Origin of the sequence: Thermoactinomyces sp. CICC 10735 (assembly GCF_016055175.1) — a bacterium.
In the GTDB taxonomy this organism is placed as follows: domain Bacteria; phylum Bacillota; class Bacilli; order Thermoactinomycetales; family Thermoactinomycetaceae; genus Thermoactinomyces; species Thermoactinomyces vulgaris.
In genome coordinates this window covers 329,746-355,173 of the sequence record NZ_JAECVT010000004.1, presented here as the reverse complement: position 1 = coordinate 355,173, position 25,428 = coordinate 329,746, and the positions used below count along the sequence as shown (strand labels likewise).

General features: G+C 47.1%; 25 protein-coding genes. 23 read left to right on the top strand and 2 right to left on the bottom strand.

Annotated elements, in window-relative coordinates; all coding sequences use genetic code 11:
* Positions 1-126 precede the first annotated feature (126 nt).
* The 13 genes from I8U23_RS10655 to I8U23_RS10595 all read left to right on the top strand — a co-directional run bounded on the left by I8U23_RS10655 (position 127) and on the right by I8U23_RS10595 (position 12,129).
* The gene (locus tag I8U23_RS10655; protein ID WP_049719697.1) at positions 127-723 is read left to right on the top strand and encodes a uracil-DNA glycosylase; all 597 of its coding nucleotides are present in this window, start codon (positions 127-129) and stop codon (positions 721-723) included.
* Complete coding sequence (locus tag I8U23_RS10650) at positions 720-2,432, top strand: ABC-ATPase domain-containing protein (protein WP_037994232.1); 1,713 nt, start codon at positions 720-722, stop codon at positions 2,430-2,432. Before I8U23_RS10655 ends, I8U23_RS10650 begins: the two co-directional genes overlap by 4 nt.
* Positions 2,429-2,860, top strand: a complete 432-nt coding sequence (rnhA, locus tag I8U23_RS10645; protein ID WP_037994234.1) for a ribonuclease HI — start codon at positions 2,429-2,431, stop codon at positions 2,858-2,860. The genes I8U23_RS10650 and rnhA overlap by 4 nt, the downstream gene beginning before the upstream one ends.
* Positions 2,861-2,931: 71 nt before the next feature.
* Positions 2,932-4,080 carry a tRNA epoxyqueuosine(34) reductase QueG gene (gene queG / locus I8U23_RS10640; protein WP_049719699.1) on the top strand — a complete coding sequence of 383 codons (1,149 nt, stop codon included), beginning with the start codon at positions 2,932-2,934 and terminating at the stop codon, positions 4,078-4,080.
* Positions 4,081-4,350: 270 nt separating this feature from the next.
* Positions 4,351-4,878, top strand: a complete 528-nt coding sequence (locus I8U23_RS10635) for a methylated-DNA--[protein]-cysteine S-methyltransferase (RefSeq protein WP_037994238.1) — start codon at positions 4,351-4,353, stop codon at positions 4,876-4,878.
* A gap of 65 nt (positions 4,879-4,943) precedes the next feature.
* Positions 4,944-5,549: a hypothetical protein gene (locus tag I8U23_RS10630; protein ID WP_131470852.1), complete on the top strand. Its 606-nt coding sequence runs from the start codon at positions 4,944-4,946 to the stop codon at positions 5,547-5,549.
* 61 nt (positions 5,550-5,610) lie between these two features.
* Complete coding sequence (locus tag I8U23_RS10625; protein WP_198051038.1) at positions 5,611-6,108, top strand: amidase domain-containing protein; 498 nt, start codon at positions 5,611-5,613, stop codon at positions 6,106-6,108.
* 72 nt (positions 6,109-6,180) lie between these two features.
* On the top strand, positions 6,181-6,645 hold the full coding sequence (locus I8U23_RS10620; protein WP_037994242.1) for a tRNA (cytidine(34)-2'-O)-methyltransferase: 465 nt from the start codon (positions 6,181-6,183) through the stop codon (positions 6,643-6,645).
* 30 nt (positions 6,646-6,675) lie between these two features.
* A complete protein-coding gene (locus tag I8U23_RS10615) occupies positions 6,676-7,425 on the top strand; it encodes an HAD family hydrolase (protein ID WP_049719701.1) in 750 nt (249 codons plus the stop codon).
* Positions 7,426-7,632: 207 nt separating this feature from the next.
* A complete protein-coding gene (locus I8U23_RS10610) occupies positions 7,633-9,528 on the top strand; it encodes a PrkA family serine protein kinase (protein ID WP_037994246.1) in 1,896 nt (631 codons plus the stop codon).
* A gap of 91 nt (positions 9,529-9,619) precedes the next feature.
* Positions 9,620-10,765: a sporulation protein YhbH gene (gene yhbH / locus I8U23_RS10605; protein ID WP_037994248.1), complete on the top strand. Its 1,146-nt coding sequence runs from the start codon at positions 9,620-9,622 to the stop codon at positions 10,763-10,765.
* 133 nt (positions 10,766-10,898) lie between these two features.
* Positions 10,899-11,522, top strand: coding sequence for an NUDIX domain-containing protein (locus I8U23_RS10600; protein ID WP_082813458.1), 624 nt, complete (start codon positions 10,899-10,901; stop codon positions 11,520-11,522).
* Position 11,523: 1 nt separating this feature from the next.
* Positions 11,524-12,129 carry a LysE/ArgO family amino acid transporter gene (locus I8U23_RS10595; protein ID WP_049719702.1) on the top strand — a complete coding sequence of 202 codons (606 nt, stop codon included), beginning with the start codon at positions 11,524-11,526 and terminating at the stop codon, positions 12,127-12,129.
* 129 nt (positions 12,130-12,258) lie between these two features.
* Here I8U23_RS10595 and I8U23_RS10590 read toward each other — a convergent pair whose 3' ends face one another.
* Positions 12,259-12,864, bottom strand: a complete 606-nt coding sequence (locus I8U23_RS10590; RefSeq protein WP_037994249.1) for a pentapeptide repeat-containing protein — start codon at positions 12,862-12,864, stop codon at positions 12,259-12,261.
* A gap of 109 nt (positions 12,865-12,973) precedes the next feature.
* Here I8U23_RS10590 and I8U23_RS10585 point away from each other — a divergent pair, with 109 nt between their 5' ends.
* From I8U23_RS10585 to I8U23_RS10570, 4 genes are all read left to right on the top strand, one after another.
* Positions 12,974-14,143: a zeta toxin family protein gene (locus I8U23_RS10585; protein WP_049719703.1), complete on the top strand. Its 1,170-nt coding sequence runs from the start codon at positions 12,974-12,976 to the stop codon at positions 14,141-14,143.
* Complete coding sequence (locus tag I8U23_RS10580) at positions 14,133-14,666, top strand: class IV adenylate cyclase (protein WP_049719704.1); 534 nt, start codon at positions 14,133-14,135, stop codon at positions 14,664-14,666. Before I8U23_RS10585 ends, I8U23_RS10580 begins: the two co-directional genes overlap by 11 nt.
* Before the next feature lie 20 nt (positions 14,667-14,686).
* Positions 14,687-15,274: an HD domain-containing protein gene (locus tag I8U23_RS10575; RefSeq protein ID WP_232335523.1), complete on the top strand. Its 588-nt coding sequence runs from the start codon at positions 14,687-14,689 to the stop codon at positions 15,272-15,274.
* Positions 15,275-15,336: 62 nt separating this feature from the next.
* Entirely contained in the window at positions 15,337-16,095 is a 759-nt protein-coding gene (locus tag I8U23_RS10570; RefSeq protein WP_049719706.1) for an NAD-dependent protein deacylase, read from the top strand.
* Positions 16,096-16,217: 122 nt separating this feature from the next.
* On the opposite strand, the gene I8U23_RS10565 is transcribed toward I8U23_RS10570, so the two are convergent.
* A complete protein-coding gene (locus I8U23_RS10565; protein ID WP_049719707.1) occupies positions 16,218-17,579 on the bottom strand; it encodes a helix-turn-helix domain-containing protein in 1,362 nt (453 codons plus the stop codon).
* Positions 17,580-17,832: 253 nt separating this feature from the next.
* Between I8U23_RS10565 and I8U23_RS10560 the strand changes: the two genes are divergently transcribed.
* The 6 genes from I8U23_RS10560 to I8U23_RS10535 all read left to right on the top strand — a co-directional run bounded on the left by I8U23_RS10560 (position 17,833) and on the right by I8U23_RS10535 (position 25,335).
* Positions 17,833-18,102, top strand: a complete 270-nt coding sequence (locus tag I8U23_RS10560; protein ID WP_049719708.1) for a hypothetical protein — start codon at positions 17,833-17,835, stop codon at positions 18,100-18,102.
* A gap of 88 nt (positions 18,103-18,190) precedes the next feature.
* The gene (locus I8U23_RS10555) at positions 18,191-19,660 is read left to right on the top strand and encodes a flavin monoamine oxidase family protein (RefSeq protein WP_369792442.1); all 1,470 of its coding nucleotides are present in this window, start codon (positions 18,191-18,193) and stop codon (positions 19,658-19,660) included.
* Between the two features lie 141 nt (positions 19,661-19,801).
* Positions 19,802-21,955 (top strand): DNA topoisomerase III, encoded by a 2,154-nt coding sequence (locus I8U23_RS10550; protein WP_198051037.1) that lies wholly within the window; start codon positions 19,802-19,804, stop codon positions 21,953-21,955.
* Positions 21,956-22,309: 354 nt separating this feature from the next.
* Positions 22,310-23,725 (top strand): Tle-like phospholipase domain-containing protein, encoded by a 1,416-nt coding sequence (locus I8U23_RS10545; protein WP_198051036.1) that lies wholly within the window; start codon positions 22,310-22,312, stop codon positions 23,723-23,725.
* 116 nt (positions 23,726-23,841) lie between these two features.
* Positions 23,842-24,486, top strand: coding sequence for a hypothetical protein (locus I8U23_RS10540; protein WP_198051035.1), 645 nt, complete (start codon positions 23,842-23,844; stop codon positions 24,484-24,486).
* A 204-nt stretch (positions 24,487-24,690) separates the two neighbouring features.
* Positions 24,691-25,335: a hypothetical protein gene (locus I8U23_RS10535; protein ID WP_198051034.1), complete on the top strand. Its 645-nt coding sequence runs from the start codon at positions 24,691-24,693 to the stop codon at positions 25,333-25,335.
* Positions 25,336-25,428: the final 93 nt, after the last annotated feature.

Here is a 25,428-nt window from a genome sequence, read left to right as displayed (position 1 = left end):
TTTCCGGAATAAAGCAGAAAGATCAACAGGAGGTTGAGTTTTTGTTAAAGCTTTTGAAATGGAATTCCTAAGAGTATAACATATTTCTTGACAGAGGAGAAACCGGAAGAAAAGGGAGAGAAGAGAATGGACCTTGAGACATTGGCGAAAAGATACGAGCAGTGCACCATGTGTCCGTTACACCAAAGAAGAACCCAAGTGGTGATGGGAGAAGGAAATCCCCGTTCTCCTTTGATGATTGTCGGTGAAGGACCGGGTGCCGATGAGGATCGCCAAGGCCGCCCTTTCGTCGGCAAAGCGGGACAACTGTTGAATAAAATTTTAGAAGCTGCCGAAATTCCCCGTCAAGAAATATTTATTACGAATATTGTCAAATGTCGTCCGCCGGGAAACCGGACGCCCAAGGATGAAGAAATGAATACATGTATTTCCATTTTACGGCAGCAATTTGTATTGATTCGTCCCAAAATAATTGTTACGTTAGGTGCAGCACCCACCCGGGCTTTAATCGATCCGTCTGCCCGGATCACCCGCGTCAGGGGAAAATGGATCCGGCGCAAAGGGGTGCTTTTCATGCCAACCTATCATCCGGCCTATCTGCTCCGGAACCCAAGCGCCAAAAGGGAGTCTTGGGAAGATTTCAAGCAGATCCGGGATGTATACAAAAAACTTTTAAATAATGCTTCCAAACAGGACAAGCATGAGGATGGTGAACCGCAATGAAACAGTTAAGCCAAATTTTAAAACGCATTGACGGAAAAGGGTACAAAGCCTACAAAGACTTGCAGGGGACCTATCAATTTCCGGATTTTCAATTATTCATCGATTATGTTCAGGGAGATCCTTTTGCCACTCCGTCCAGAGTGCGGGTGCGATTGGAGCGGAAAGAGGTTCCCGTCGATCTGTCCTGGATTCAAACCCGGGAGAGAAAAGTGGCATTGGAAGACTGGTTGGCCCGGAAATGGTCGCACCGGTTGGAGAAGTATTCCTTTAAAGCTTCCGGCACGGGAAAAAGCGGATTGATGACCATGGACCGGCCGGGACAGGAAATTTTGGAGAGAACGGCCGTGGTGGTGGAACCGGAATATATGGAAGCCCGGATACATATCGGATTGCCGGCCCGGGGACGGACGGTTTTGGGCAGGCAGGCGGAACAAATGCTGCTTGATTTCCTGCCCCGGATTGTCAGAGAAATGAAGCTGTCGGAGAAGGACATAAAAAAGATTGAAGACCGGATGAAACTGACAGACAACCAGCAGGCGATCCGCAAAGCGCTGAAAGAAAACGGATGGGTTGCGTTTGTGGCGGACGGAGCGGTTTTGCCGCGTGAAAGCGGGATCAGCAACCGCCCCTTAAAAAGTGGAAAAGTGGTTCCATTCCGCTCGCCGGAGTCATTGCAAGCGGTGATTCCGGTGCCGCATGGCGAACCGATTTCCGGCATGGCGATTCCCGAAGGCATCACCCTCATCGTGGGAGGGGGCTATCACGGAAAAAGCACCTTGCTCAAGGCCATTGAGCGCGGGGTGTACAACCATGTTGCCGGAGACGGCAGGGAATATGTGATTACCGTGGAAGATGCCGTCAAGATTCGGGCCGAAGACGGACGCCGGGTGGAAAAGGTGAACATTTCCCCGTTTATCAGCCGGTTGCCTCTGGGCAAAGATACGGATCAATTCTCCACCGAAGATGCCAGCGGAAGCACTTCCCAAGCGGCCAACATCATGGAAAGCCTCGAAATGGGAAGCACCTGCCTTTTGGTGGATGAAGATACCAGTGCCACCAACTTTATGATCCGGGATGCACGGATGCAGTCTTTGGTGGCCAAAGGAAAAGAACCGATCACCCCGTTTATTGACAAAGTGCGCCAGCTTTATGAAGAAAACCGGGTGTCCACCATTTTGGTCCTGGGCGGATCCGGGGATTACTTCGATGTGGCGGATCATGTGATCATGATGGACCATTACCTGCCTTATGATGTGACCCGTCAGGCCAAAGAAATTGCCGGTGTCCATCAATCGGGCAGAGCACCGGAAGGCGGAGAATCCTTCGGAGAGGTTTCCCGCCGCAACCCGGTTGCCAAAAGTTTTGATGCGAGAAAGGGCCGGAAAGAAAAGGCGGAAGCCAAAGGATTGAAAAGCATCCTTTTGGGTTCCGGCACGATTGATCTGACCTACTTGGAACAGTTGGTCGATCCCAGCCAAACCCGTGCCATCGCCCAAATTTTGCGTTTGCTCGGAGAGCGAGCAGATGGCAGGAAATCATTGCGGCAATTGCTGGAGGAAATCGAATCGGAAATCAAGGAAAAAGGATTGGACTGGATTTCCCCGTTTCGCGGGCATCCCGGGGATTTGGCACTTCCCCGCAAATACGAAATCGCAGCGGCTGTCAACCGGATGCGGACGCTGGCGGTCAAAGGAGAGAATGGGCGTTGAAAGAAGTGATTGTCTATACCGATGGGGCCTGTTCCCACAATCCCGGCCCGGGGGGATGGGCGGCCGTATTGATGTATAAAGAACACCATAAGGAAATTTCCGGGGGCGAGGAAGTGACCACCAATAACCGGATGGAACTGACCGCAGTCATCGAGGCGTTATCCCGGCTGAAAGAACCTTGCCGTGTCAAGGTGCATTCAGACAGTGCATACATTGTCAACTGCATGCAGCAAAAATGGTATGAGAAATGGGCAAAAAACGGTTGGATGACCTCCGGGAAAAAGCCGGTGGAAAATCAAGATTTGTGGAAAAAATTGCTTGCGTTGATGGAAAAGCATGACGTGGAGTTTGTCAAAGTCAAAGGACACAGCAATGTGACGTGGAACAATCGCTGCGATGAGCTGGCCCGTGCGGCTGTACCTAAGTGATGGAATAAACTGATGGATCAAATGGATAGATAACAGTGATATAATAACAGGTTAAAAAGGGGGTGAGAAAGGTGAATGCAGAGGAATTGAAGCAACGGTTGAAGGAAAAAGCAAAGGAAATCGGAATCGACAAAATCGGTTTTGCCAGCGCGGATCCGTTTACTGAGCTCAAGGAGAGACTGAAGGAGAGCCGGGAAAAAGGATATGCATCCGGTTTTGAAGAGCCGGACATCGAAAAACGGGTGGATCCCAGTCTGTCTCTTCCTCAAGCGAAAACAATCATCGCCATTGCCCTGAGTTATCCCTCCCGGTTAAAAAATGCCCCGCGCTCGGAAGAAGGGGCTTATCGGGGGTATTTTTGCCGGGCTTCTTGGGGGCAGGACTACCATGATGTGTTAAAAGAACGGCTCCGCCAATTGGAAGCGGCATTAAAAGAGTGGGTGCCCGAAGCGCGGACCATGATCATGGTGGATACCGGCGCATTGTCGGATCGGGCCGTGGCAGAAAGAGCAGGCATCGGCTGGAGCGGAAAAAACACGGCGATCATCACGGAGGAATTTGGTTCCTGGGTTTACTTGGGGGAAATGATCACCGATGTGTATCTCCCTCCGGATGAACCGGTGACGGACGGATGCGGCGATTGCACGCTTTGCCTCGATGCCTGTCCGACCGGGGCGCTGGTGCAACCGGGGCAATTGAATGCCCAATCCTGCATTGCTTATCTCACCCAGACGAAAGGTTTTTTGCCGGATGAATACAGGGGGAAAATCGGAAATCGTCTTTATGGGTGCGATACCTGCCAAATCGTTTGCCCGAAAAACCGGAAGATCGATTTTGACCATCAACCGGAATTTCGCCCGGATGCGGAAAAAGTGAAGCCGCTTTTGAAGCCGCTGCTTTCCATCAGCAACCGGGAGTTTAAGGAAACGTACGGATCGATGGCCGGTTCATGGCGGGGGAAAAAACCGATCCAACGAAATGCGATTTTGGCTTTGGCCCACTTCCGGGATCGCTCCGCCGTTTCCGGTCTTGTCCGGCTGCTTCGGGACGACCCGCGCCCGGTCATCCGGGGAACGGCGGCATGGGCGTTGGGCAAAATCGGAGGAGATGAAGCGAAAGAAGCATTGCTTGAAGCCAAAGAAAAAGAAACCGATCCGGACGTCTTGCGGGAAATTGACAAAGGCCTGGAATTCTTTGCCGGGGACCCGGTTGTCTCCTGAAAGATTCATCCGATTGAAACCAAGTTGATCAAGAGGAGTTTTTACAGATAAAGAGAATTCATTCTAAACACTAGAGAATAATGCATGTGAAACAGACTTTTAAGGATCTTCGGTTTCAATCATCCGGAAGATGCGATGGTTGGTATTCCTTTATCAGGACGGCAGCACCCCTTGAATATGAATTTCTTGCAACATTTTGCAAATCGATTCGTCTATAATCTGAAGATGTTTTTTGTCAAGTGACGAAATCCCGAATGGGAGGTTTATTTCATGGCCTCAGGGACGCAACGTATGGTTTGGAGTCACATGGAAAGTCCGGTCGGTTTGATCACCCTGTTGGCGAATCAGCGGGGGCTTATTTACTTGGACTTTTGCAAACAAAACGATCCCGTTTTGGGAGCCGGGATCTGGTTGAATCATTGGTTTCGCCATTACACACTGGAAAAGAACGAGCAGGCATTGCTCCCGTATATGGACGAAATTGATGAGTATTTTCAGGGAACACGGAAGACATTTGAGATTCCGTTTGACCTGTACGGAACCCCGTTTCAAAAAAGGGTTTGGCGGCAGCTTTCCACCATTCCTTACGGCGAAGTCCGGACGTATAAAGAGATCGCGTCCGCCATCGGGTCGCCGAAAGCAGTGCGGGCAGTGGGCGGGGCCAACAATAAAAATCCGTTGTCCATCGTCATCCCTTGTCACCGGGTCATCGGTTCAAACGGTTCGCTGGTCGGATACGGAGGCGGCCTCCATATTAAAGAATACCTGCTGACACTGGAAGGTTGGTTAAAACCATAAACAAAGCAAAACACGGATCCTGCGGATGGAAACATCCGTTTTTCTTTTTGAATGGGGGAATTCATATGATTTTACATCACAGGAAAAAAAAGAAAAAGATCCGGGGTTGGAAAAGACAAGTCCGGAAAATCGAGCACTGGAAACAGGCGGCGATGGCGTTACCTCTTCGGGAATTGGAAGAATACGAGCGTGTTCCCCCGTTGCATGTTTTAAAGAGAAGGAAGCCCCCTTTGTGGTATCAGCAATTGTTATTGGAAGCATTGCTGGATGTCAGTGAATACTGGCAGCAAAAACTGCAGCAAGCCCGGAAAGATTGTGAACTGCAGCTGTGGCTTTTTCTTCCGCACATGACGGAATCGCAAATTGTTGTCTCGACAGGTGAATCCCGTCCGCCGTGGGGGATGTTTGACCCCGATCCGGATCCGAAACCTTTTCCCGGCAATTGGTTTCCCCGGTTGAAGGCGCGGTTGGATCAACTGGATTGGAATCTTCATATCGAAAGTGATGTGTTTACAAAAAGCGATTTGAAAAAAAGCTCCCTCGCTTCCCAAGAGATCAAGCAAATTTTGGGCAAAGTTTATCAGCAGACCGAGCTTCACTTGTGCGAAGGAAAGAAAGAGACCATTTACAGTGTCAAAGTGGGGGAGGTTTGGGTGGGCCGCTTTAAATAGAGAATGATCCCGTTGCCGGATTCATAGGATGTTTGTAAAAACCGAAAAAGGAGCGTTGTGGATGACGAGCATGGTTTACAACCGGCAACGGGCGGTCGCTTTTGCCAATCGATACTGGAACAGCCACCATCCCGGATATCTGCTTTTTGAAGATGACTGTACCAATTTTGTTTCCCAATGCCTGTATGCAGGCGGAATGCCCATGGTTTTCGGGAGCAGGAACGAGGGATGGTGGTACCGGAGAGACAGCAGGAACCACCAATGGAGTTTCAGCTGGTCGGTTGCCCACAGTTTGTATCTGTTTTTGAAAAAAGGGGGTTCCACGGGCAGATGCCGAATGGTCGGGTCGGCCGGGGAGCTTTTATTGGGGGATGTGATTTGTTATGATTGGGAAGGAGACGGGCGTTTCAATCACAATACGATTGTAACGGCGTATGATGCAGACGGAAAGCCGCTGGTCAATGCGCATACCCAAAACAGCCTGCATCGCCGTTGGGAGTATCGTGATTCCCCCGCCTGGACACCACAGACACGCTATGTGTTTTTCCGCATTGAATAGGAACAGTTGAAGAGGATTTTCTTTTTCAGGTAAAATAGACAGGAAGTTTGGACAGATGGAAGGGATGAAACTGTGCCGTTTCATATCGTGCTGGTTGAACCGGAAATTCCGCAAAATACAGGAAACATTGCCCGCACTTGTTCGGTGACCGGGGCGAAATTGCATTTGGTTCGTCCGCTGGGTTTTGAGATCGATGACAGCAAATTAAAACGGGCCGGTCTCGATTATTGGCATGAACTCGATATCGAATATCATGATTCCTTTGACGAATTGAAGGAAAAGTACCCGGATGGGCGCTTTTTTTGTGTGGAAACCTTTGCGAAAAAACATTATACCGAACCGTTTTACCGGGAAAATGATTTTTTTGTTTTCGGCAAAGAAACCAAAGGATTGGCGCCTGAAATTTTGGAGGCGCACAAGGATACCATGATTCGGATTCCCATGCGGCCGGTCTCCCGTTCGTTAAACTTATCGAACTCCGTTGCCATTGTTTTGTATGAAGGGTTGAGACAAACCGGCTTTAAGAACCTGGTCTGACGGAGATTCACACAGAAAGAGGGACATCTTATGATCAAAGCATGCTTGTTTGATTTGGACGGTACGCTGCTGCCGCTTGACACGGAGTCTTTCGTACGCATTTACTTAAAAGAACTGGCGGGAAAGGTGAAGCACCTGATCGCTCCTGATCAACTGATCCAAACCATTTGGGAAGCGACGGAAGCCATGATTAAAAGCGGGGACGGGACAAGGACCAACGAACAAATTTTTGAACGGGAGTTTCTCAAACGTTCGGGGCTGGACCGGGAAATCATCTGGCCTTTATTCAATCAATTTTATGAACAAGATTTCCCGAAACTTTCCAAATATACAAAAGTGAGTCCTTTGTCCCGGAAAGTGGTACAAGCCGCGGTGGATCACGGGTATAAAGTCGCAGTGGCAACCAATCCGGTTTTCCCGAAGGCCGCAATCATGGAGCGGTTGAAATGGGCCGGAATCAATGATCTGCCCTTTCAATGGGTGACTGTGTATGAAGAGGCCCACTATTGCAAACCCAATCCCAAATATTATCTGGAAGTTGCCGGGCGGATCGGGGTCCGGCCGGAAGAATGTGTCATGATCGGCAACGATATGCAGGAAGACATGGTGGCTTCCACCACGGGAATGAAAACATTCTATTTGAAATCCGAATACCAAATTGACCGGGGAAAACCGACGTATCCGGTTGATGATGCCGGGGATCTTCAAACCTTGTTGGAATCGATCCAACAGCAAACCGGCGTATTTGAAAAAAGAGATTCTGAGCCATCCATCCGCTGAAGATTTTTGAAAAACCTCAGATTTTTTCCTGAGGTTTTTCTATCTTTTTCCTTTAAATTCTGATAAAATAGAAGTAACAACTTTCTAAATAGCGCATATATATGATAGAAAATCACGCCTTAGTCTCTTTTCCTTTTTCAGATTGTTAGTCACCAGGGATTTGAAAAGTCAACGGTTTGGTTTGAAAGTTTAGAGAGGAGGCTTTCCATGGATCATTTCCTCAGACGCCTTGAGGAGTATCGCAACCGCGAGAAGAGCTTGGAATGGGAAGGAACCTTCATTGACTATCTGGACATTGTGAAGAAAAATCCCCGCGTGGCTCAAACCGCTCATTCCCGAGTTTACGATATGATTATAAAAGACGGTGTTTCAACCGATTCACAAGGAAATAAAAAATACCATTTCTTCACAAAAGAGCTGTTCGGGCTGGATCAGGCCATCACCCGCCTGGTCGAAGAGTATTTTCACTCCGCCGCCCGGCGCTTGGATGTCAGAAAACGGGTCCTTCTGCTGATGGGACCGGTCAGTGGAGGAAAGTCCACCATCGTCACGCTGTTGAAAAAGGGGTTGGAGAAGTACTCCATGACCGACGAAGGGGCCGTTTACGCGATTAAAGGATGCCCGATGCATGAACAACCGCTCAACTTGATTCCCGAAGAGTTGAGGCCCGAATTTGAAAAAGAGTTTGGCGTAAAGATCGAAGGAAAACTTTGCCCGTCTTGCCGGTTCCGGTTGAAGGAAGAATTCAACGGACGGATTGAAGACGTTCCCGTGAAACGGATCATCTTGTCCGAGGATGAACGGGTCGGGATTGGAACGTTCAGCCCGTCTGACCCCAAATCACAGGATATCGCCGATTTGACGGGAAGCATTGACTTTTCCACCATCACCGAATACGGTTCGGAGTCCGATCCGCGCGCTTACCGGTTTGACGGCGAGCTGAACAAAGCCAACCGCGGGTTGATGGAGTTCCAGGAAATGCTCAAGTGCGATGAGAAGTTTCTGTGGAACTTGTTGTCACTGACCCAGGAAGGCAATTTCAAAGCCGGCCGTTTTGCACTTATCTCCGCGGATGAAGTGATTGTCGCCCACACCAATGAAGCCGAGTACAAAGCGTTTATTGCCAATAAGAAAAATGAAGCGCTGCAATCACGGATCATCGTGATGCCCATTCCGTATAATTTAAGCGTGACGGAAGAAGAAAGAATTTATAAAAAATTAATTGGACAAAGTGACCTGGCCCACATCCACATTGCTCCCCACTCGCTCAGAGCCGCAGCGATCTTTTCCATTCTGACCCGGTTGAAAGAATCGAAAAAAGTGGATCTTTTGACGAAAATGCGCCTGTATGACGGGGAAGTGGTCGAAGGATCCAAAGACATCGATGTGGATGAATTGCGCAATGAACATCTCGATGAAGGCATGTCCGGCATTGACCCCCGCTATGTCATCAACCGTATTTCCAGTGCACTCATCAAGACGGAAACCAATTTTATCAACGCTCTGGATATTCTTCGTTCCCTCAAAGACGGTTTGGACCAACATCCTTCCATTACTCCTGAGCAACGCGATAAATACCTCCATTTCATTTCCATCGCCCGGAAAGAATACGACGAAATCGCCAAAAAAGAAGTGCAAAAAGCGTTTGTCTACTCTTATGAAGAGTCGGCAGAAACCCTGATGGAAAATTATCTGGATAATGTGGAAGCTTATTGCAACTGGCAAAAAATCCGCGATCCGATCACCGGCGAAGAACTGGAGCCGGATGAAAAGTTGATGCGTTCCATTGAAGAGCAGATCGGCATTTCGGAAAACGCCAAAAAAGCGTTCCGCGAAGAGATTTTGATTCGCATTTCGGCTTATGCACGCAAAGGGAAAAAGTTTGATTATAAACAGCATCCCCGCCTGCGTGAGGCGATCCAGAAAAAATTGTTTGCCGATCTCAAGGACGTGGTGAAAATCACGACATCCACCAAAACCCCGGATGAAAACCAATTGAAAAAAATCAATGAAGTGATCAACCGGCTGGTGACCGAATACGGATACACGCCTGCCAGTGCCAATGAGCTTTTAAGATATGTGGGCAGTTTGTTAAACCGCTGATGGTCAAAAAATTGCGGCAAGGATTCTTCTGTCGGAAGGAGGATCCTTGCCGCAACAGTCTAAAGGGCTTGATTTCAGGGAGGTGAAATCCATGGCGCACCCCCCGTTTATTGTCTCTGAGGAAGACTGGTCCCTTCATCGCAAAGGATATCAGGACCAAATGCGGCACCAGGAAAAAGTGAAAGAAGCGATCCGAAAAAACCTGCCGGATTTAATCAGTGAAGAAAGCATCATTATGTCGGACGGGAAGCAGATCGTGAAAATCCCGGTTCGCTCCATTGAAGAATACCGTTTCCGTTATAACTACAACAAAGGGAAGCATGTGGGACAAGGAAATGGGGACAGCAAGGTGGGAGATGTGTTGGGGAAAGAACCCGGTTCCGGCAATCAGGGGCCGGGAAAAGGACAGGGAGCCGGCGATCAAGCAGGACACGATTATTATGAAGCGGAAGTCTCCGTGGAAGAATTGGAAGGCATGTTGTTTTCCGAGTTGGAACTGCCGCACCTGGAAAGTAAAGAAAGCCAGGATATGTCGGTGGACGACATCCGCTTCAATGATGTCCGCAAAAAAGGATTGATGGGAAACATCGATAAAAAACGCACGTTGCTGGCGGCCATTAAACGAAATGCACTGAAAGGAAGCAAAAAGACCCAAATCTCCGTTGATGATCTCCGCTTTAAAACATGGGAAGACATCGTCGTGCCGCATTCCAATGCGGTCGTAATCGCCATGATGGACACCAGCGGATCGATGGGGGTTTTTGAAAAATATATTGCCCGTAGTTTCTTTTTCTGGATGACCCGTTTCCTTCGCACCAAGTACGAAAATGTCGAGATCGTGTTCATCGCTCATCACACGGAAGCCAAGGAAGTGAGCGAGGAACAATTTTTCACCAAAGGGGAAAGCGGCGGAACCATTTGTTCCTCCGCCTACCGGAAAGCTCTGGAAATTATTGATTCCCGCTATCCGCATGACCGGTATAATATTTACCCGTTCCACTTTTCGGATGGAGACAATTTAAGTTCGGATAATGAACGCTGCGTTCAATTGGTGCGCGAAATCCTCAAACGTTCCAATATGTTTGGCTACGGGGAAGTCAACCAATATAACCGCCATTCCACCTTGATGAGTGCGTATCGCCATTTGAAAGTGCCGCGCTTTGCCCACTTTGTCATCCGGGAAAAAGGGCAAGTCTATGATGCGCTGAAGCACTTTTTTGGAAAGAAAGAGACTTGAATCAAAAAACGCCTTCTCTTTGAGGAGGTGTTTTTTCTTTTGGACAATGATTGGGGTACTAAATAGACAGATAGAAAGAGAATTGGTAAAATAATGATTATTTCGGGATTTGATCTAAAAGGAGTTGTCCGAGATGGCAACCAAGCGATTTACTGCACCGGTCACGATTCATCTCTTTTTTATCAAGGATCATCAAATTTTGTTGCTTCGTCGTTTCAATACGGGTTATGAAGACGGGAATTACTCTGTTGTCGCCGGTCATTTGGATGGCGGAGAGACTGTTAAACAAGCTGCCGTTCGCGAAGCAAAGGAAGAAGCCGGAGTACATTTGACAGAAGAGAACATTGAAATCGTCGGTGTCATGCATCGCAAAGCCGGGGATGAGCGGATCGATTTCTTTGCAACCATGAAAGAATGGGAAGGAGAAATAAAGAATCAAGAACCTCATAAATGCGATGATTTAAGGTTCTTCCCGTTGGATCAATTACCGGTAAACACGATTCCGTATATTTTAAGGGCCATTGATAACTACAAAAAAGGCAAATGGTTTGACAGCTTCGGTTGGACTGAAAGAAAAAGATCAATAGAAGATCACCGATTTCAGAAGACGGCTGCTTTTGTGATCCAGCTGAAGAGATATGCTTTTTTGCGAAATGATTTTAGATTTCAAGAAGGGGATTCTTTAGCGTTTGCTGAATTAAATTACTCTGTTAAGAAACAGAAATCTGAAAGTGATCCGGAAAGGAAAGCAGTATAAAATGATCCAAGCCGTGATTCATGGAATCATTTTGTCTTTCGGGCTGATCTTGCCGCTCGGGGTTCAGAATGTTTTTGTTTTTAATCAGGGGGCCACGCAACCCAAGTTCCTCCGGGCTTTGCCGGTGGTTCTCACTGCATCGGTTTGTGACACGCTCCTGATCTCTTTGGCTGTTTTGGGCGTATCGGTTGTGGTTTTTGGCGTATATTGGGTCAAGGTGATGCTGATCCTCGCAGGCGCCCTCTTTTTAATCTATATGGGATGGGTGACTTTCAAAAGCCAACCGGACCCGGATCAGCCGCAAAAGTCATCGCTTTACCCCAAAAAGCAAATCGCTTTTGCTGTTTCCGTTTCATTGCTCAATCCGCATGCCATCATGGATACGATCGGGGTGATCGGCACCAGTTCCCTTTCCTACACCGGTGTCGAAAAGCTTGCTTTTACGCTTGCCTGTGTCGCCGTATCCTGGATCTGGTTCTTTTCCCTGGCATGGATGGGAAAGCAAGTGGGAAGGCTCCATCAATCCGCCGACGTGATCAACATGTTGAACAAGGTGTCGGCTTTCATTATGTGGGGCACGGCTTTGTACCTGCTGTTTACCATCTGAAGCCCGGAGCCTTTTCATCAACCTGGTGGCGAACCAACCGTCACCGGGTTGATTTTTGTTGTTTTAACCTGGCGGATATTTTATCAGTATAGATGTAGTTACATGTTTCATAGATAAACCGTCTGAAATTTACTCAACTGTTGCACCAAACGAGCGAGCGAGTTGGATGGCTTGCGCAAGGTCGATGCGGGTTCCTTTTAAGTTGGAGCTTTTCAAATCCACTCCTTCCAAGACGGCGCCTCTCAAATCGGATCCTTTGAAAGAAGCCCCTTGGATATTCGCGTAAGATAAATCCGCCTCTTTTAAATTGCATTTTTCAAACTCTGTACCATATAAGTCGGCTTCTTTGAACCGGATTCCGGAAAGGTCGCAACGTTTAAAATGCTGATTTCGCAACAAGGTGTAAGACCAGTCTCCGCCTTGGATGGAAACCCCGGTGAAATCGGCCTCGCCGAAGGAAGAGCCGGTCATTTTGCAGTTTTCAAAAACCGAAGCAAACAACCGGGCGTGTTCAAATTGACAATTGAAAAAGGCCGATCCCTGATGCGTGGAGCCGTTCAGGATTGCATGAGCAAAATGGCATTCTTCAAAGACACAACGGATGGTGCTGATTTCCTTCAAAAACGTTTGTCTGAAACGGCAGCGGAGAAAATGGCAGTCTTCCATGGATACGTCGGGAATGCGTTGATGGCTGAAATCTTCATCGACGAACTCTTTTTTTGTCCACTTTGTCATGTCCATTCTCCCTTGTTAAGGTTGTTACAAAGAATATACAACAGTCTGGCGAATAAAGACAGGAGTGGTTTTATCGGCAAAATTTACGGGAACAGGAGGGAACGTGCTCGTGTCGGATGTTTGCTTCCGGAGTTTGGAGGATGTTGTGCGGGCGATGCCGGAGTGGGTGAAACTGGATGTCGCTATTGAAGTCATGGCCGAAGTGCTCTCGGATCAAAGACGGGCCATCGCGAACGAGGAAAAGAAAGAAAAGCCCGATCGGGAGAAACTGGAGCGGTTAAAAGCTGAAAAAAGGAAACTGTTGCAAGAAAGACAAGCCATGTACTCAGGAAACCGGGAGGTCATCCACAAGATCTTAACCGTATACGGAAACAAGGTGAGAAAAAAATACACGGGGGTTGAACGGGTTGATTCATGCATGGATCCGTTATCGGAGGAAGAACATAACGAAATTTTGGAGCGTTTGAAACAGGAAGTGGAGGAGTTCACCGCTCCGGCAAAACATCCGGCCGCCGTGATTTTGGGCGGCCAGCCCGGAGCCGGGAAAGGCGGGCTGATTGCACTTGCGGAAAACGGGTTTTCCGGTCATTCTTTTGTGGTGATCAATGGCGATGAATTCCGGAAAGAACATCCCATGAGTAAAGAAATTTTGCTAAAGCAAGAGGAGGATTACGCCCGGTTGACGGATCCTGACGTCCGCCGGTGGACAAGGGATGTGTTCGAATATGCGATCCGAACCAAGCGGAATCTCGTTTTTGAGGGAACCATGAGAACCGACGGCCCGATTTGCAACACGCTTCAGCGTTTGAAACAACAAGGCTACCGTGTGATCGTCCGAGTGATGGCGGTACATGCGTGTGTCAGCCTGTTGGGGACTTATGAGCGGCATGAAGAACAAAAACAAATTTTCGGATATGGAAGGCCGGTGGCCAAAGCGTCGCATGATGCGGCTTATCGCGGTATGCTGAAAACTGTGGAACGGATTGAGAAAGAAAAACTTTTTGATGTTTTGGAAGTATACAACCGGGACAAGCATCTTCTATACGAAAACCGGGTCATCGGCCGTGCATGTCAAAAACCTCCGAAAGCGGTTGAGGCCATCATCGGGGAGCGGGAGAAAAAATGGACAGCGGATCAACTCCGCCGATTCATTCAAGCCTGGGACCAAGTGTTGGACAAAATGGTCTTCCGGTGTGCAGACCTGCGGGAAATCGGTTCGGCCCGGCAGCATCGTGATTTTATAATAAAAAGAAAGGGGGGAAGTCCATATGCCCATTGAATTTGAAGCCAAAGTCCTGGAAATCGATCCGGCTGAAATGATGGAACGGATCTTGCAAGCAGGCGGGGAAAAGTCCGGCGAATTTTTGATGCGGCGTTATGTCTATGAAATCACTCCGGGAGATCAAAGCAAATGGATCCGACTGCGCGATACGGGTGAAGAAGTCACGCTGGCGGTGAAAGAAGTGTACCATGACGGAATCGGCGGAACGGAAGAGATTGAGATCACCGTGAGCAGCTTTGAGGAGGCCGACCGGTTGCTCGGGAAATTGGGGTATCGTTCCAAGGGGTACCAGGAAAACCGGAGAACCCGTTTTTTGCTCAGTGGTGCGAGACTGGAGATTGACGAGTGGCCGGGTATCCCTCCGTATCTGGAGATTGAAGGAGAGTCCAAAGAGCATGTGATCCAAGTGGCTTTACAGCTTGGAGTGAAGGAAGAACAATTAACCGGTGAAAGTACCATCAAAACATTGGCCCGGTACGGGATCGGGCAGGAAGCTCTTCAATCATTGCGGTTTGAATGAGGAGGAAATTTTTGGTGAAGATGAAACTTCTCAGATCGTCCGGGAAAACTCCCGAACCGTTTAATGCAGATAGACTGGCAGACTTTCTTTCGCCTGAAGAAAACCGGTATCATCATATCTTGGGTGTTGTCCGTTCTATGAAAGAGATTTTGCCAAAGTTAAACTTGAATGAGGAAGTGAAAAGAGAACTGATTCAAGCCGCTTTTCTCCACGATATCGGTTATAGTCCCAAGTTAAACAAAACCAACTTTCATCCCTTTGACGGAGCTTGTTTTGCTCTTAAGGCCGGTTTTAACAAGCCGGTGATTGCCGCAGTCCTTTTTCATTCGGAAGCTTATGAAACGGTCAAGGAAAAAAGAAGCGATTTGCTTCCAACCTATTCTTTGAATCATGAACTGTTGGATGAACAAGACCGGCTGTTTACAGACTTGGTCACTTATTGTGATGTTCAAACCTCGCCGCAAGGGGAAAAAGTCAGTTTGGATGAAAGGGGCCGGGACGTGGTGAAGCGCTATGGAGAGCATCATCCGGTCAGCCGGATGATGATTCAGTGCAAACCGAAATACCAAGACATCATCAACCGCGTTAACCGGTGGATCTGTTCATAAAGCCGAGACTGGCTTCCGGATCAAAATCGTCTTAACATGGATGGGAGAAGGAGGGTAAGGGCATGAGAGAATGGGTGAAAAAGGTTCAAAATGCCAACCATCTCGTGGTTTTGACCGGGGCGGGGATGTCCACGGAAAGCGGGCTCCCGGATTTCCGCTCGCAAGGCGGGCTTTGGAGCGGCAGGGATCCCAATGAAATTGCCACCCCGGGTGCCATCGGGACGAAAGATTTTTTTGAGTTTTACCAGATGCGGGTGGAAGAGTTGTTGAAACATCACCCCAATATCGGCCATTATGTGTTGGCTGAACTGGAAAAAGAAGGCATGGTGAAAGCGATCCTGACGCAGAACATTGACGGTTTCCATCAGCGGGCGGGAAGCCAAAAAGTGATCGAGATTCACGGGCACATGCGCCATCTGGTTTGTTCCGGCTGCGGAAAAGAGTATCCGGCCACTTCGTATCGTGAAGGCACTTATTATTGTACCGATGAGCAGTGCCAGGCTCCTCTCCGGCCGCCGATTGTGCTGTTTGGGGAACCGCTGGACACGGCTTCCTGGAATGAGGCAGTTCAGGAAGTGGAGAAAGCGGATCTGATTCTCGTGATGGGCACGTCCTTGCAAGTGTATCCTTTTGCCGGGTTGGTGGAGATCGCCCATGAAACCGGTTCGGATGTTATCATCATCAACCAGAGTGCCACACCGCTTGATTCCTTGGCGGATCAACTCATCCGCGACAGCATCGGGCTGGTTCTGAGCGAAGCCGGAAAAGCCCTGTTGGGGGAGAAGCGGTTACGGCAATTGGAAGAAAAGGTGCAAAATTAAAGGCTGGGATGTGGATCATTTAGATTGACAAGTCGAAAATATGTTATATTTATAGAGACAAACATTGCTGATATCCCATGAAGAACACCTCCCGGGGATGAGACCGGGAGGTGTTCGTGTTTTTAAGGGGAGTCAGCGGGGAGGATCACGGGCAGGGTTTCTTCCTTCTTCCTGCCTTTGACATGGGAATGGAGGAAATCCAAGGCAAAGGCATGGGTATGAAGTTCTCCCAGCTTGTCCAGATGCGTGCCGATCAGAAGATGAATCCGGTCGGTTAAGTCGGAAAACGAATAGTTTGTCGCGATTTGGAGCGCTTGCTTTAATGTTTGAAAAGCTTTGAGGTTTTCGTTTTGCAGAAAAAAGCTGTTTGCCATGAGCATCAAGGCTTCGCACTCATGGTAAGCCAGGCCTGCTTTTCTGCTGGATGCAAACGCCTTGAGGGAATAATTGCGGGCCGGTTCCGCTTGTTTCTTTTTTTCATGCAACGTGGCCAGCTGTATGTAAAGATAAGCGGACAATCCCGCCTTTCGCACCTTTTTTTCCAACTGTTGCGCGGTTTCCAGACAGATTTCCGCTTGATGAAGCTGTCCGGAATCGATGTAAATCCGGCCCAGCATTCCCCAAAACTTCATCAGGCGATCCGCCATCTTATCCACGCGGGCCAGTTCAATTCCTTTTAATGCCGATTGGATGGCCTGAGCGTGCATCCGGGCTTTGGCCAAGATGGAAGAACGGACGTCATAATGATGCAGGAGAGCTTCTTTGCTGAGATAGCCGGCTTGCTCTTTTTTTAATTCATTCAAGGTGTTTTGCGCTTCTTCCAGGCGGTTCAGTTTTTCAAGATAAATGGCCTGATTGACCAGAATGATTTCTTTTAAATACCTTCTTTCCCCCTCTTCCTGAAAACATTCCCGTGCCTGTTTGGCATACCGGAGTGCTGAACCGTATTGGTCTGCCATGTACTCCAGCCGGCTTAACCCGTTGTAACTGGCAGAATGCAAGTTGCTTTCGGCCATCTCCGGATATTGTTGTTCCAGTTGTAAAATCGCCTCCGTAAAATGTTTCTGCGCTTTTTTCCCCCTCTTTTTCCCGGCGTAAGCTTTGCCTTTCAAATAATGCGCCCACACAGAGAGCGGATGGTCATCGTGAATGTTCAGTTCCCTTAATTGTGCCAGTCCCGGGTCCGGGCTGATCAGATCGATGATCGTTTCGACGGCCGTCAGCTTCAATTTGACGGTCTCATTGATCTTTTCTTCTTTTGTCTTTTGCATGGAAAAACACGTTAAGTCTTCTTCCACTCCCAGCTTTTTCAGGACATATTCCAATTTTTCCTCACTGACTTGCCCTTTGCCGTTTTCAATCGAGCTTAAAACGGGTTGGGTCAACTTTTCATCCGTCAGATCCGTCTGGCGGAGTTTTCGTTTTTTCCGCTGCTGGCGGACAAACTTCCCGAGTGCTAAGCGATCAATTTGTTCTTTGTTCATTCCATTCACCTCAAAAAATTTTCCGTCCGGTTTTGTTGATATATTTGGGGGAACATTCCGTTTATTTGGTTTGGTAATCCAAATATCCGGAGGGTTTGTTTAAATATTTAATTCGCATTCAGAAATATCATGAATAAATGAGAGAATTTAATTATTTTTGCTAAATTTGCAAATATTTTTCGTAAATTATATACTATTTTCGGATAAATCTTCAACCATTTCATGGAAAATCCAAGGAAGGGGACAGTGAACCGTGTTGAAGTTAAACATCGAAGGAACCGAAAGCGAAGTGGAGAAATTTTTGCAGGACATGCAAAAAATGTACTTGTATGTCGCGGTCAAACGCGATGGCAATGAAGAAAGAACCGAGGTTTGTTGTGAGGCCAAAAAAGTGAAACACACCCGGGTCCGGATTCAGACTGAAGACGGGAAAATGATTGAAATTCCTTGTTGGGATTTGGAGGTTTTCAAAGAAGAGAAAAAATCGGTGTGGAAATTTAAGTCCTACGATATTTTCGCGTAAATCCGACCGGATGGGGAAAAACTGGGACTTGGATGCTTAAAAGGACTGGAAACGCATAGGATATAGTATTCCATGTCCTTGGAGGTAAATCATGAATCCTTTTATCCCCTCGTTATCCAATGAAGAAATGATCTCCATCATCCAAAAAGGACTCGGCCGGACATCCCAACCGAAACGGATCATTGTGGTTGGAGCGGGAATGGCCGGATTGGTGGCTGCTTCTTTGTTGAAAGAAGCCGGGCATGAAGTGATCCTTTTGGAATCCTCAGATCGTGTGGGAGGAAGGGTTTATACCATCCGGTCACCGTTTGAAAACGGGGAGTATATGGAGGCCGGAGCCATGCGCATTCCCAATACCCATCATTTGACATTGGCGTATATCCGGAAATTCGGGCTGATGCTTCGGCCGTTTGTGAATTCCACTCCCAACGATCTGATTTTTGTCAATAATGTGTTGGTGCGGCAGAAAGAGTATGAACGAAATCCGGATGTCTTGAGGTTTCCGGTCAATGCATATGAAAAAGGGAAAACGATCAGCAATTTGCTCAAACTGGCCGTTTCCCCGATCACTCAGTTCATCGAAGAAGATCCGGAACAGCGGTGGATTACGGTGATCAAAGAATTTGACAAATATTCTGTCGATTCATTTTTCCGGTACAATCCGGTGGGATGGACCCTGTCGCCGGCAGCGATTGAACAAATCCTGGTGCTCGCGGATTTGGAAGGGCTTCCCGAATTGTCTTTTCTAGAGGCGTTGCGTGAACTGATCCTTCTTGAAAGCCCGGATGTTTCTTTTTATGAGGTGGCCGGAGGGATGGATCAATTGCCGAAAGCCTTTTTGCCGCAACTTCGGCCCAACATTTTGTTCCGGCACAAGATGACCCGGATTGTGCAAAATGAACGGGAAGTCACCATTTATGCCCTGGATCAAAATTCGAGGACGGTTCAAGTGACCGGAGATGCTGCCATCATCACGATTCCTTTTTCCGCTTTTCAATATGTGGACGTCGAGCCGTACGATTCCTTTTCGCATGCCAAATGGAAGGCGATCCGGCAATTGCATTATGTGGCTTCCACCAAAATCGGAATCCAGTTTAACAAACGGTTTTGGGAAGACGCGGGACTGTTTGGCGGGAAAATGATCACCGACCAGCCGACCCGCTTCACCTATTTTCCCAGTCATGGGTTTGGCAGTGACACCGGCGTGGTGCTGGCCAGTTACACATGGGAGGATCATGCATTGATTTGGGATGGATTGTCCCTGGATCAACAAATCAAAGAATGCATGGATGAGCTGATGAAAGTTTTCGGCCCCTCGATCGAAAACCATGTCGTGACGGGCGCTTCCTTCAGTTGGCAAAAATATCCGCATACCAACGGTGGATTCTCGATGTTTAAACCGGAACAGGAAAGCGAGTTGTTTCCGGCCGTTATTGCGCCGGAAGGAAGGGTGTACTTTGCAGGGGAACATGCTTCCTATACGAGAACATGGATCCAGGGAGCGATTGAATCCGGAATCCGGGCAGCCCACGATGTCCACCGGCGGGATGAACCATAAGCCTGTATGGGATGGATCAGGCTTATTTTTTTTGCCTGTTTTCCACAAGGGGGGGATGCAAACTGGTACTCTGCCGAAAACAGTGGTAGAGTGAGATTGGTAATCTTTTTTGCGTGGATTGAAAGGATGTTAAGAATCAAGATGAAAAAATCAGTGGTACTTGCAGAAAAACCTTCCGTCGGCCGGGATCTTGCCCGTGTCCTCGGTTGCCGCAAAAAAGGAAATGGCTTTATGGAAGGAGACAAATATATCGTGACATGGGCATTCGGCCATCTTGTCACATTGGCGGAACCGGAAGCCTATGACAAAAAGTACAAAGTCTGGCGGATGGAAGATCTGCCGATTTTGCCCCAACCCTTGAAACAAGTGGTGATCCGGAAAACGAGCAAACAATTTCACCAGATCAAGAAGCTGATGTCCCGACCGGATGTGAAAAACATTGTCATTGCCACCGATGCCGGCCGGGAAGGGGAACTGGTGGCCTGGTGGATTATTGAAAAAGCCCGGGTCAAAAAGCCGGTCAAGCGTTTGTGGATTTCCTCCGTCACCGACAAGGCGATCAAAGAAGGTTTTAAAAAACTGAAGGACGGAAAACTGTACGAAAACTTATACCGTTCCGCGGTGGCCCGGGCGGAAGCGGATTGGGTGGTTGGCATTAATGCGACCAGGGCGTTGACCAGCAAGTATAATGCCTCGCTTTCATGCGGACGGGTCCAGACTCCCACATTGGCTATGATTGCCCGCCGCGAAGAGGAGATCAAAAATTTCCGGCCGAAGCCGTTTTACGGGGTGGAAGCGGTCACGGACAAAGGATTGAAATTCACTTGGAAAAAAGGCCGGAGCTTTCGCAAAGAAATTTGCGAAAACATCGTGTCCGCAGGCAAAGGAAAGAAACTTTCCATCACCCATGCCAGCCGGAAAAAGAAAAAGAAATGGGCGCCTGCCCTTTACGACTTGACCGAATTGCAACGGGAAGCCAACCAGCGGTACGGATTTTCCGCCAAAGAAACCTTGTCGACGCTTCAGCAATTGTATGAAACACACAAAGTGGTCACCTATCCGCGCACGGATTCCCGTTATTTGTCTTCTGACATCGTGGATACGTTAAAAGAGCGGATCGAAGCCTGCCGGGTGGGTCCGTATGCGGAGTTTGCCCGGCAAGCAAAACAAGGGGTGAAAGCCGGCGCCCATTTCGTGGATGACCGGAAAGTTTCTGATCACCATGCCATCATTCCGACCGAAGAGCCGGTCCGGTTGGAAGACCTCAGCCCCCGGGAACGAAAGATTTTTGATCTGGTGGTGCGAAGGTTTTTTGCCGTGTTGTTCCCACCCTTTGAATATGAGGAGATCAAGTTGGAGGGAACCATCGGAGGGGAACCATTCATCGCCGGCGGGAAAACCGTGTTGTCCCCCGGCTGGAAACAAGTGGCCGGCAGCGAACCGGAAGCCGACATCAACCCGGCATTATCCCGGGTTCAGCCCGGCGAGGAGCTGAACGTCCGGTCTTTGAAGTTGACGCAAGGCGAAACGGAGCCGCCGGAACGCTTTACCGAAGGCACCTTGATCGCCGCCATGGAAAATCCGGTGAAATACATGGAAACCGACCGGAAAGATTTGATCAAAACGATCGGGGAAACGGGCGGGCTCGGAACCGTGGCCACCCGGGCGGATATCATCGAGAAATTGTTTGACAGCTATTATATTGAAAAGAAAGGAAAATACATTTACCTCACCTCCACCGGCAGACAACTGCTCGATTTGGTCCCGGAGGAGTTGAAATCGCCGGAACTCACCGCGAAATGGGAACAAAAACTGCAGTCGATCGCCAACGGGAAATTGAAAAAAGATAGCTTCTTGCGTGAGATGAGGGATTATGCCAAACGGGTGGTCCATGAGATCAAAGCCAGCGAACGCACCTTCCGCCATGACAACCTGACGGCCACCCGCTGTCCGGACTGCGGCAAGCGGCTGCTTGAAGTCAAGAACAAAAAAGGAAGAATGCTGGTTTGCCAGGACCGGTCCTGCGGTTACCGGAAAAACCTAGCCCGCATCACCAATGTCCACTGCCCCGAATGCAGAAAGCGGATGGAACTGCGCGGGGAAGGAGAGGGGCGCATCTTTGTCTGTTCTTGCGGTTTTCGGGAAAAATACGCCTCTTTCAAAGAACGGATGGAAAAAGAGCAAAAAAGCAAAGTCTCGCGAAAAGAAATCAATCGCTATCTCAAACAACAGGAGGAACTGTCCAATCCGGCTCTCAAAGAAGCCTTGTCCAAACTCTTTTCCTCCAATGAATGAGAATTCTCCCCGTCTTTTCAACCCTGCTGAAAAGGCGGGGGTTTTTTATATTCTTCGGATCATCACAAAAGGAAACCGAAAGAACAAGGTTAAATGGATAAACCTTGATTTGGATCAATATAAAACCGTGATCCAACATTAAAAAAGATGGACAGAACAAATTCTGCCCATCTTTTTGCCTTATCGCAAGTCGACAAAGGATAATTTATCAAGTTATTCCTTCATTTTTTAACTCAAATATGGAATTTTTTATTATAATTATTAATATTGGCAAAAGAAAAAGGAAGAAAATCCATCGATTTCAAAGTCTTTAATGAAACGGACTCACAGGTAAAGAGGTGAAAGGTTGCCAAAATGAAAACGATACATCATGGGAAACTCTTCTTATGCTTCATTTTGGTTGCATGTGTACTGGCCACACCAACTGCCTATGCAACCGGCGGCGGGAGTTTCGATGTTCCGCAGATCCATGAGGATTTCAACCAAGGAAAACCGGCTCCGGCTCCCAAGCCGACGGAGGAGCTGAACGTTGCCCCGTCCAAGCAGGAGAAAGGCTTCTTCAGCCAAGTGGGAGACTTTGTCTCCGGTTCTTGGAACAAATTAAAAAACGGGGTCTCCAACACTTGGAACAACCTGAAAAACGGCGCGAAAAAGACTTGGGACACCGCCGCATCCGCCACCAAGAAAGCGGCCCAAAAAGCCTGGGATTGGATGACCTCCACAGCAGGCAAAATCACCGGGGGAATTGTGCTTGGAATCACAGCCCTTACCGGATTGTTGAGCAAATTCGGACAGCCCCTCGCCAGAGGAATCCAATCGGCCTATACAAATTTGAAAAATCTTTTTGCGAGAAAGGGATTGGAAGGACAAAACCTGACAGCCAGTCTGGGGAATGCCGGAATGGCAGCGGGAAACAGCCAATATCCTCATGGAAAGCTGAGTGATATCAATATTTCAGATAAACAGTTGGCTGAGTTATCTGATTTAGTTTATGCTGATGAAACTGTTATAAAAGATGATTTGGATATAGTTTTAGGTGAAGAGTGGGAGATAGATTCAAATTTAAACCTTGATTTAAAAAATGGATTACAAATGTATGTATTCAAAAATATATATTCTAAGGAAATGGTGATTGCTTTTCGAGGAACTGAGCCAGACCGATGGGAAGATATTGTAATTGGTGATGGTCCGATTGCTTTAGGGAATGATATAAATCCACAAGCAATCGAAGCAAGAAAAATGATTTCAAATATAGTTAATAGTGAAGAATATAAAGGATACAAAATGGTATTGACTGGACATTCTCTTGGAGGATATTTGGCATTAGATTCAGCAACTAAATATGGAATTCCAGCAGTAACATTTAATGCTCCTGGAAAAAATTTGTTTCCTAATGTTAATGCCAGCACTATCCTAGGAGGTATTGGGGGAACATTAAGAAGTTATTTTACAAACCTGTTAAATCCCGAAGTTCGTGAAATAGCTGCTAAGGAAATAGCAGGTGCTTATGATGATCTAATTAGAAATTATCGTTATGATGATGACCTTGTTGGTTCATTAGGATATCGTCCGGGTGAAACTTATGAGATAGAATCTGATGGAAGTGTGAAAAGGGTGGACGAGTTAACCGGATTGGATAATCAAATCGGACTTGGATTATCCAGTCACGGGATTTCCAACTTTACCGGATATGACAGAGGTGAAAAAAAACCTGTAGATACACCTATTCCCGATGTATATGATGAAGATGGAAACATTGTAAAAAGGTGAGGTGTAAATTAAAGGTGTTTAGAAAAAGATGGTTTCTTGTAATATTTATGTTTGCTTTGTTGTTAACTGGTTGTCAGACAAATTCGATAGAAACAATACAGGAAGAGGGAAAGCAAATGAGTCAAGAAGAAGAGAAACAGCTCAAAGAAAAGGCAATTAAATATATTAAAGAAAAATATAATAAAGATTTTGAAGTGAGTGAAGTGAGCAAGGGACAAGCTGCCGGACTCATCCGTGTACGGGGAAAAGTGAAAGATGGAAAGGATACGGAAGTGACGGTGATTTGGGAGAAGGACAATGAAATCAAAGATACTTATGTAATAGCGTTATGGAGGCAAGAATTGAGTCCCAAAATAACAGCAATGATAAACAAATATATGGATGTAAGGCGGATTGAAAGTATTTCATACAGCAATGGGAAGAGGCCCCATAAATATAGCGGAGAAGTTCCATCTGTATTTGAAGTGTTGAAAAATGGTGGAGATAAGGACTTTACTTTAGTGATTACTGCACGAATTTATAACGATAATGGGCTGTATGAATCAGGTCTGAAAAACTTTTTGAAAGAAGCCCAATCAATGAATTTTAATAAAGTTATGATGGAAGTATTTGTTGCAGATGATGAATTGAAATCGGCCCCTGAAGACGTTAAGGAAAGCAGCTATACTCTGTATCGCTACAATATTGTGATCGATGACATTCAAAAAGTGGATATTGACAGTCTTGACTTGGATCAATATAAGACAGTAATCAAAGAATAGAGAAACGGGGATGGGCAGGAAAAATCGCCCATCCCTAAATTTATAGCTAAGTCAACGGGACAGCGGAACTTATATAATGACCTTAGGGATTGATGATAGGAAGGGAGTAGAAAAAAGGTGAATATCCAAAGAATCTGGATTGTTTTCATCCTGTTGTTTGTATTCCTGTTGGCCGGATGCACAGGAACAGGAGGCATGGGGGACATGGATTGGTCAGAAGAGAAAAAAATCAAAGAAAAAGCCATTCAGTATATCAAGGATACATATAATAAAGATTATGAAGTATCCGAGGTAAGTAAGGACCGTTTCACAGGACAAACTTATACAGTCAGAGGGAATGTCAAAGATCAAAAGAACACTCAAGTATCCATTATTATGGAACCGAATGAAATCAGGGATACATACGTGGCAACATTATGGACGGAGGAATTGAAACCCAAAATCACGTCATTGGTTGAAAAACATTTTGATGTAAGGAAGATTGAACATATTGCATATTCAAATGGAACCGAAAAAGATAAGTATACCGGAGAAATACCATCTATTTTTACTATCTTGGAAAATGGAGGGGAGCCAGAATACGAGCTGGCTTTAGTGTTTAATATTTATGAACAAAATGGTCGATACGAGCAGGGAATCAAAAATTTCCTAAAAGCTTTGAAAGGGATGCATTTTAATGAAGTTGTGATGGAGATTTTTGTTTTAGAGGATAAATTTAAAACAACACCCGAGGGTACCAATGATAGTAATCATATTTTAAGCCGTTATAATATTTATTTTGAAGATATCCAAAAAGTAGATATCGATCATCACGATCTGGATCAATATAAGACAGTCATCAAAGAATAGAGAAACGGGGATGGGCAAAAGAAAATCATAGAATTTTCAGAATTCCCCTTCAGCAAGGGGACGCATCATGCAAAAGAGGTGAAAGGTTGCCAA

What these genes read in the sequence shown, in the direction of transcription:
- I8U23_RS10655 (WP_049719697.1), top strand. Translation starts at nt 127, where the DNA reads ATGGACCTTGAGACATTGGCGAAAAGATACGAGCAGTGCACCATGTGT.
- I8U23_RS10650 (WP_037994232.1), top strand. Translation starts at nt 720, where the DNA reads ATGAAACAGTTAAGCCAAATTTTAAAACGCATTGACGGAAAAGGGTAC.
- I8U23_RS10635 (WP_037994238.1), top strand. Translation starts at nt 4,351, where the DNA reads ATGGCCTCAGGGACGCAACGTATGGTTTGGAGTCACATGGAAAGTCCG.
- I8U23_RS10630 (WP_131470852.1), top strand. Translation starts at nt 4,944, where the DNA reads ATGATTTTACATCACAGGAAAAAAAAGAAAAAGATCCGGGGTTGGAAA.
- I8U23_RS10625 (WP_198051038.1), top strand. Translation starts at nt 5,611, where the DNA reads ATGACGAGCATGGTTTACAACCGGCAACGGGCGGTCGCTTTTGCCAAT.
- I8U23_RS10615 (WP_049719701.1), top strand. Translation starts at nt 6,676, where the DNA reads ATGATCAAAGCATGCTTGTTTGATTTGGACGGTACGCTGCTGCCGCTT.
- I8U23_RS10610 (WP_037994246.1), top strand. Translation starts at nt 7,633, where the DNA reads ATGGATCATTTCCTCAGACGCCTTGAGGAGTATCGCAACCGCGAGAAG.
- yhbH (WP_037994248.1), top strand. Translation starts at nt 9,620, where the DNA reads ATGGCGCACCCCCCGTTTATTGTCTCTGAGGAAGACTGGTCCCTTCAT.
- I8U23_RS10600 (WP_082813458.1), top strand. Translation starts at nt 10,899, where the DNA reads ATGGCAACCAAGCGATTTACTGCACCGGTCACGATTCATCTCTTTTTT.
- I8U23_RS10595 (WP_049719702.1), top strand. Translation starts at nt 11,524, where the DNA reads ATGATCCAAGCCGTGATTCATGGAATCATTTTGTCTTTCGGGCTGATC.
- I8U23_RS10590 (WP_037994249.1), bottom strand. Translation starts at nt 12,864, where the DNA reads ATGACAAAGTGGACAAAAAAAGAGTTCGTCGATGAAGATTTCAGCCAT.
- I8U23_RS10580 (WP_049719704.1), top strand. Translation starts at nt 14,133, where the DNA reads ATGCCCATTGAATTTGAAGCCAAAGTCCTGGAAATCGATCCGGCTGAA.
- I8U23_RS10575 (WP_232335523.1), top strand. Translation starts at nt 14,687, where the DNA reads ATGAAACTTCTCAGATCGTCCGGGAAAACTCCCGAACCGTTTAATGCA.
- I8U23_RS10570 (WP_049719706.1), top strand. Translation starts at nt 15,337, where the DNA reads ATGAGAGAATGGGTGAAAAAGGTTCAAAATGCCAACCATCTCGTGGTT.
- I8U23_RS10565 (WP_049719707.1), bottom strand. Translation starts at nt 17,579, where the DNA reads ATGAACAAAGAACAAATTGATCGCTTAGCACTCGGGAAGTTTGTCCGC.
- I8U23_RS10550 (WP_198051037.1), top strand. Translation starts at nt 19,802, where the DNA reads ATGAAAAAATCAGTGGTACTTGCAGAAAAACCTTCCGTCGGCCGGGAT.
- I8U23_RS10545 (WP_198051036.1), top strand. Translation starts at nt 22,310, where the DNA reads ATGAAAACGATACATCATGGGAAACTCTTCTTATGCTTCATTTTGGTT.
- I8U23_RS10540 (WP_198051035.1), top strand. Translation starts at nt 23,842, where the DNA reads ATGAGTCAAGAAGAAGAGAAACAGCTCAAAGAAAAGGCAATTAAATAT.
- I8U23_RS10535 (WP_198051034.1), top strand. Translation starts at nt 24,691, where the DNA reads ATGGATTGGTCAGAAGAGAAAAAAATCAAAGAAAAAGCCATTCAGTAT.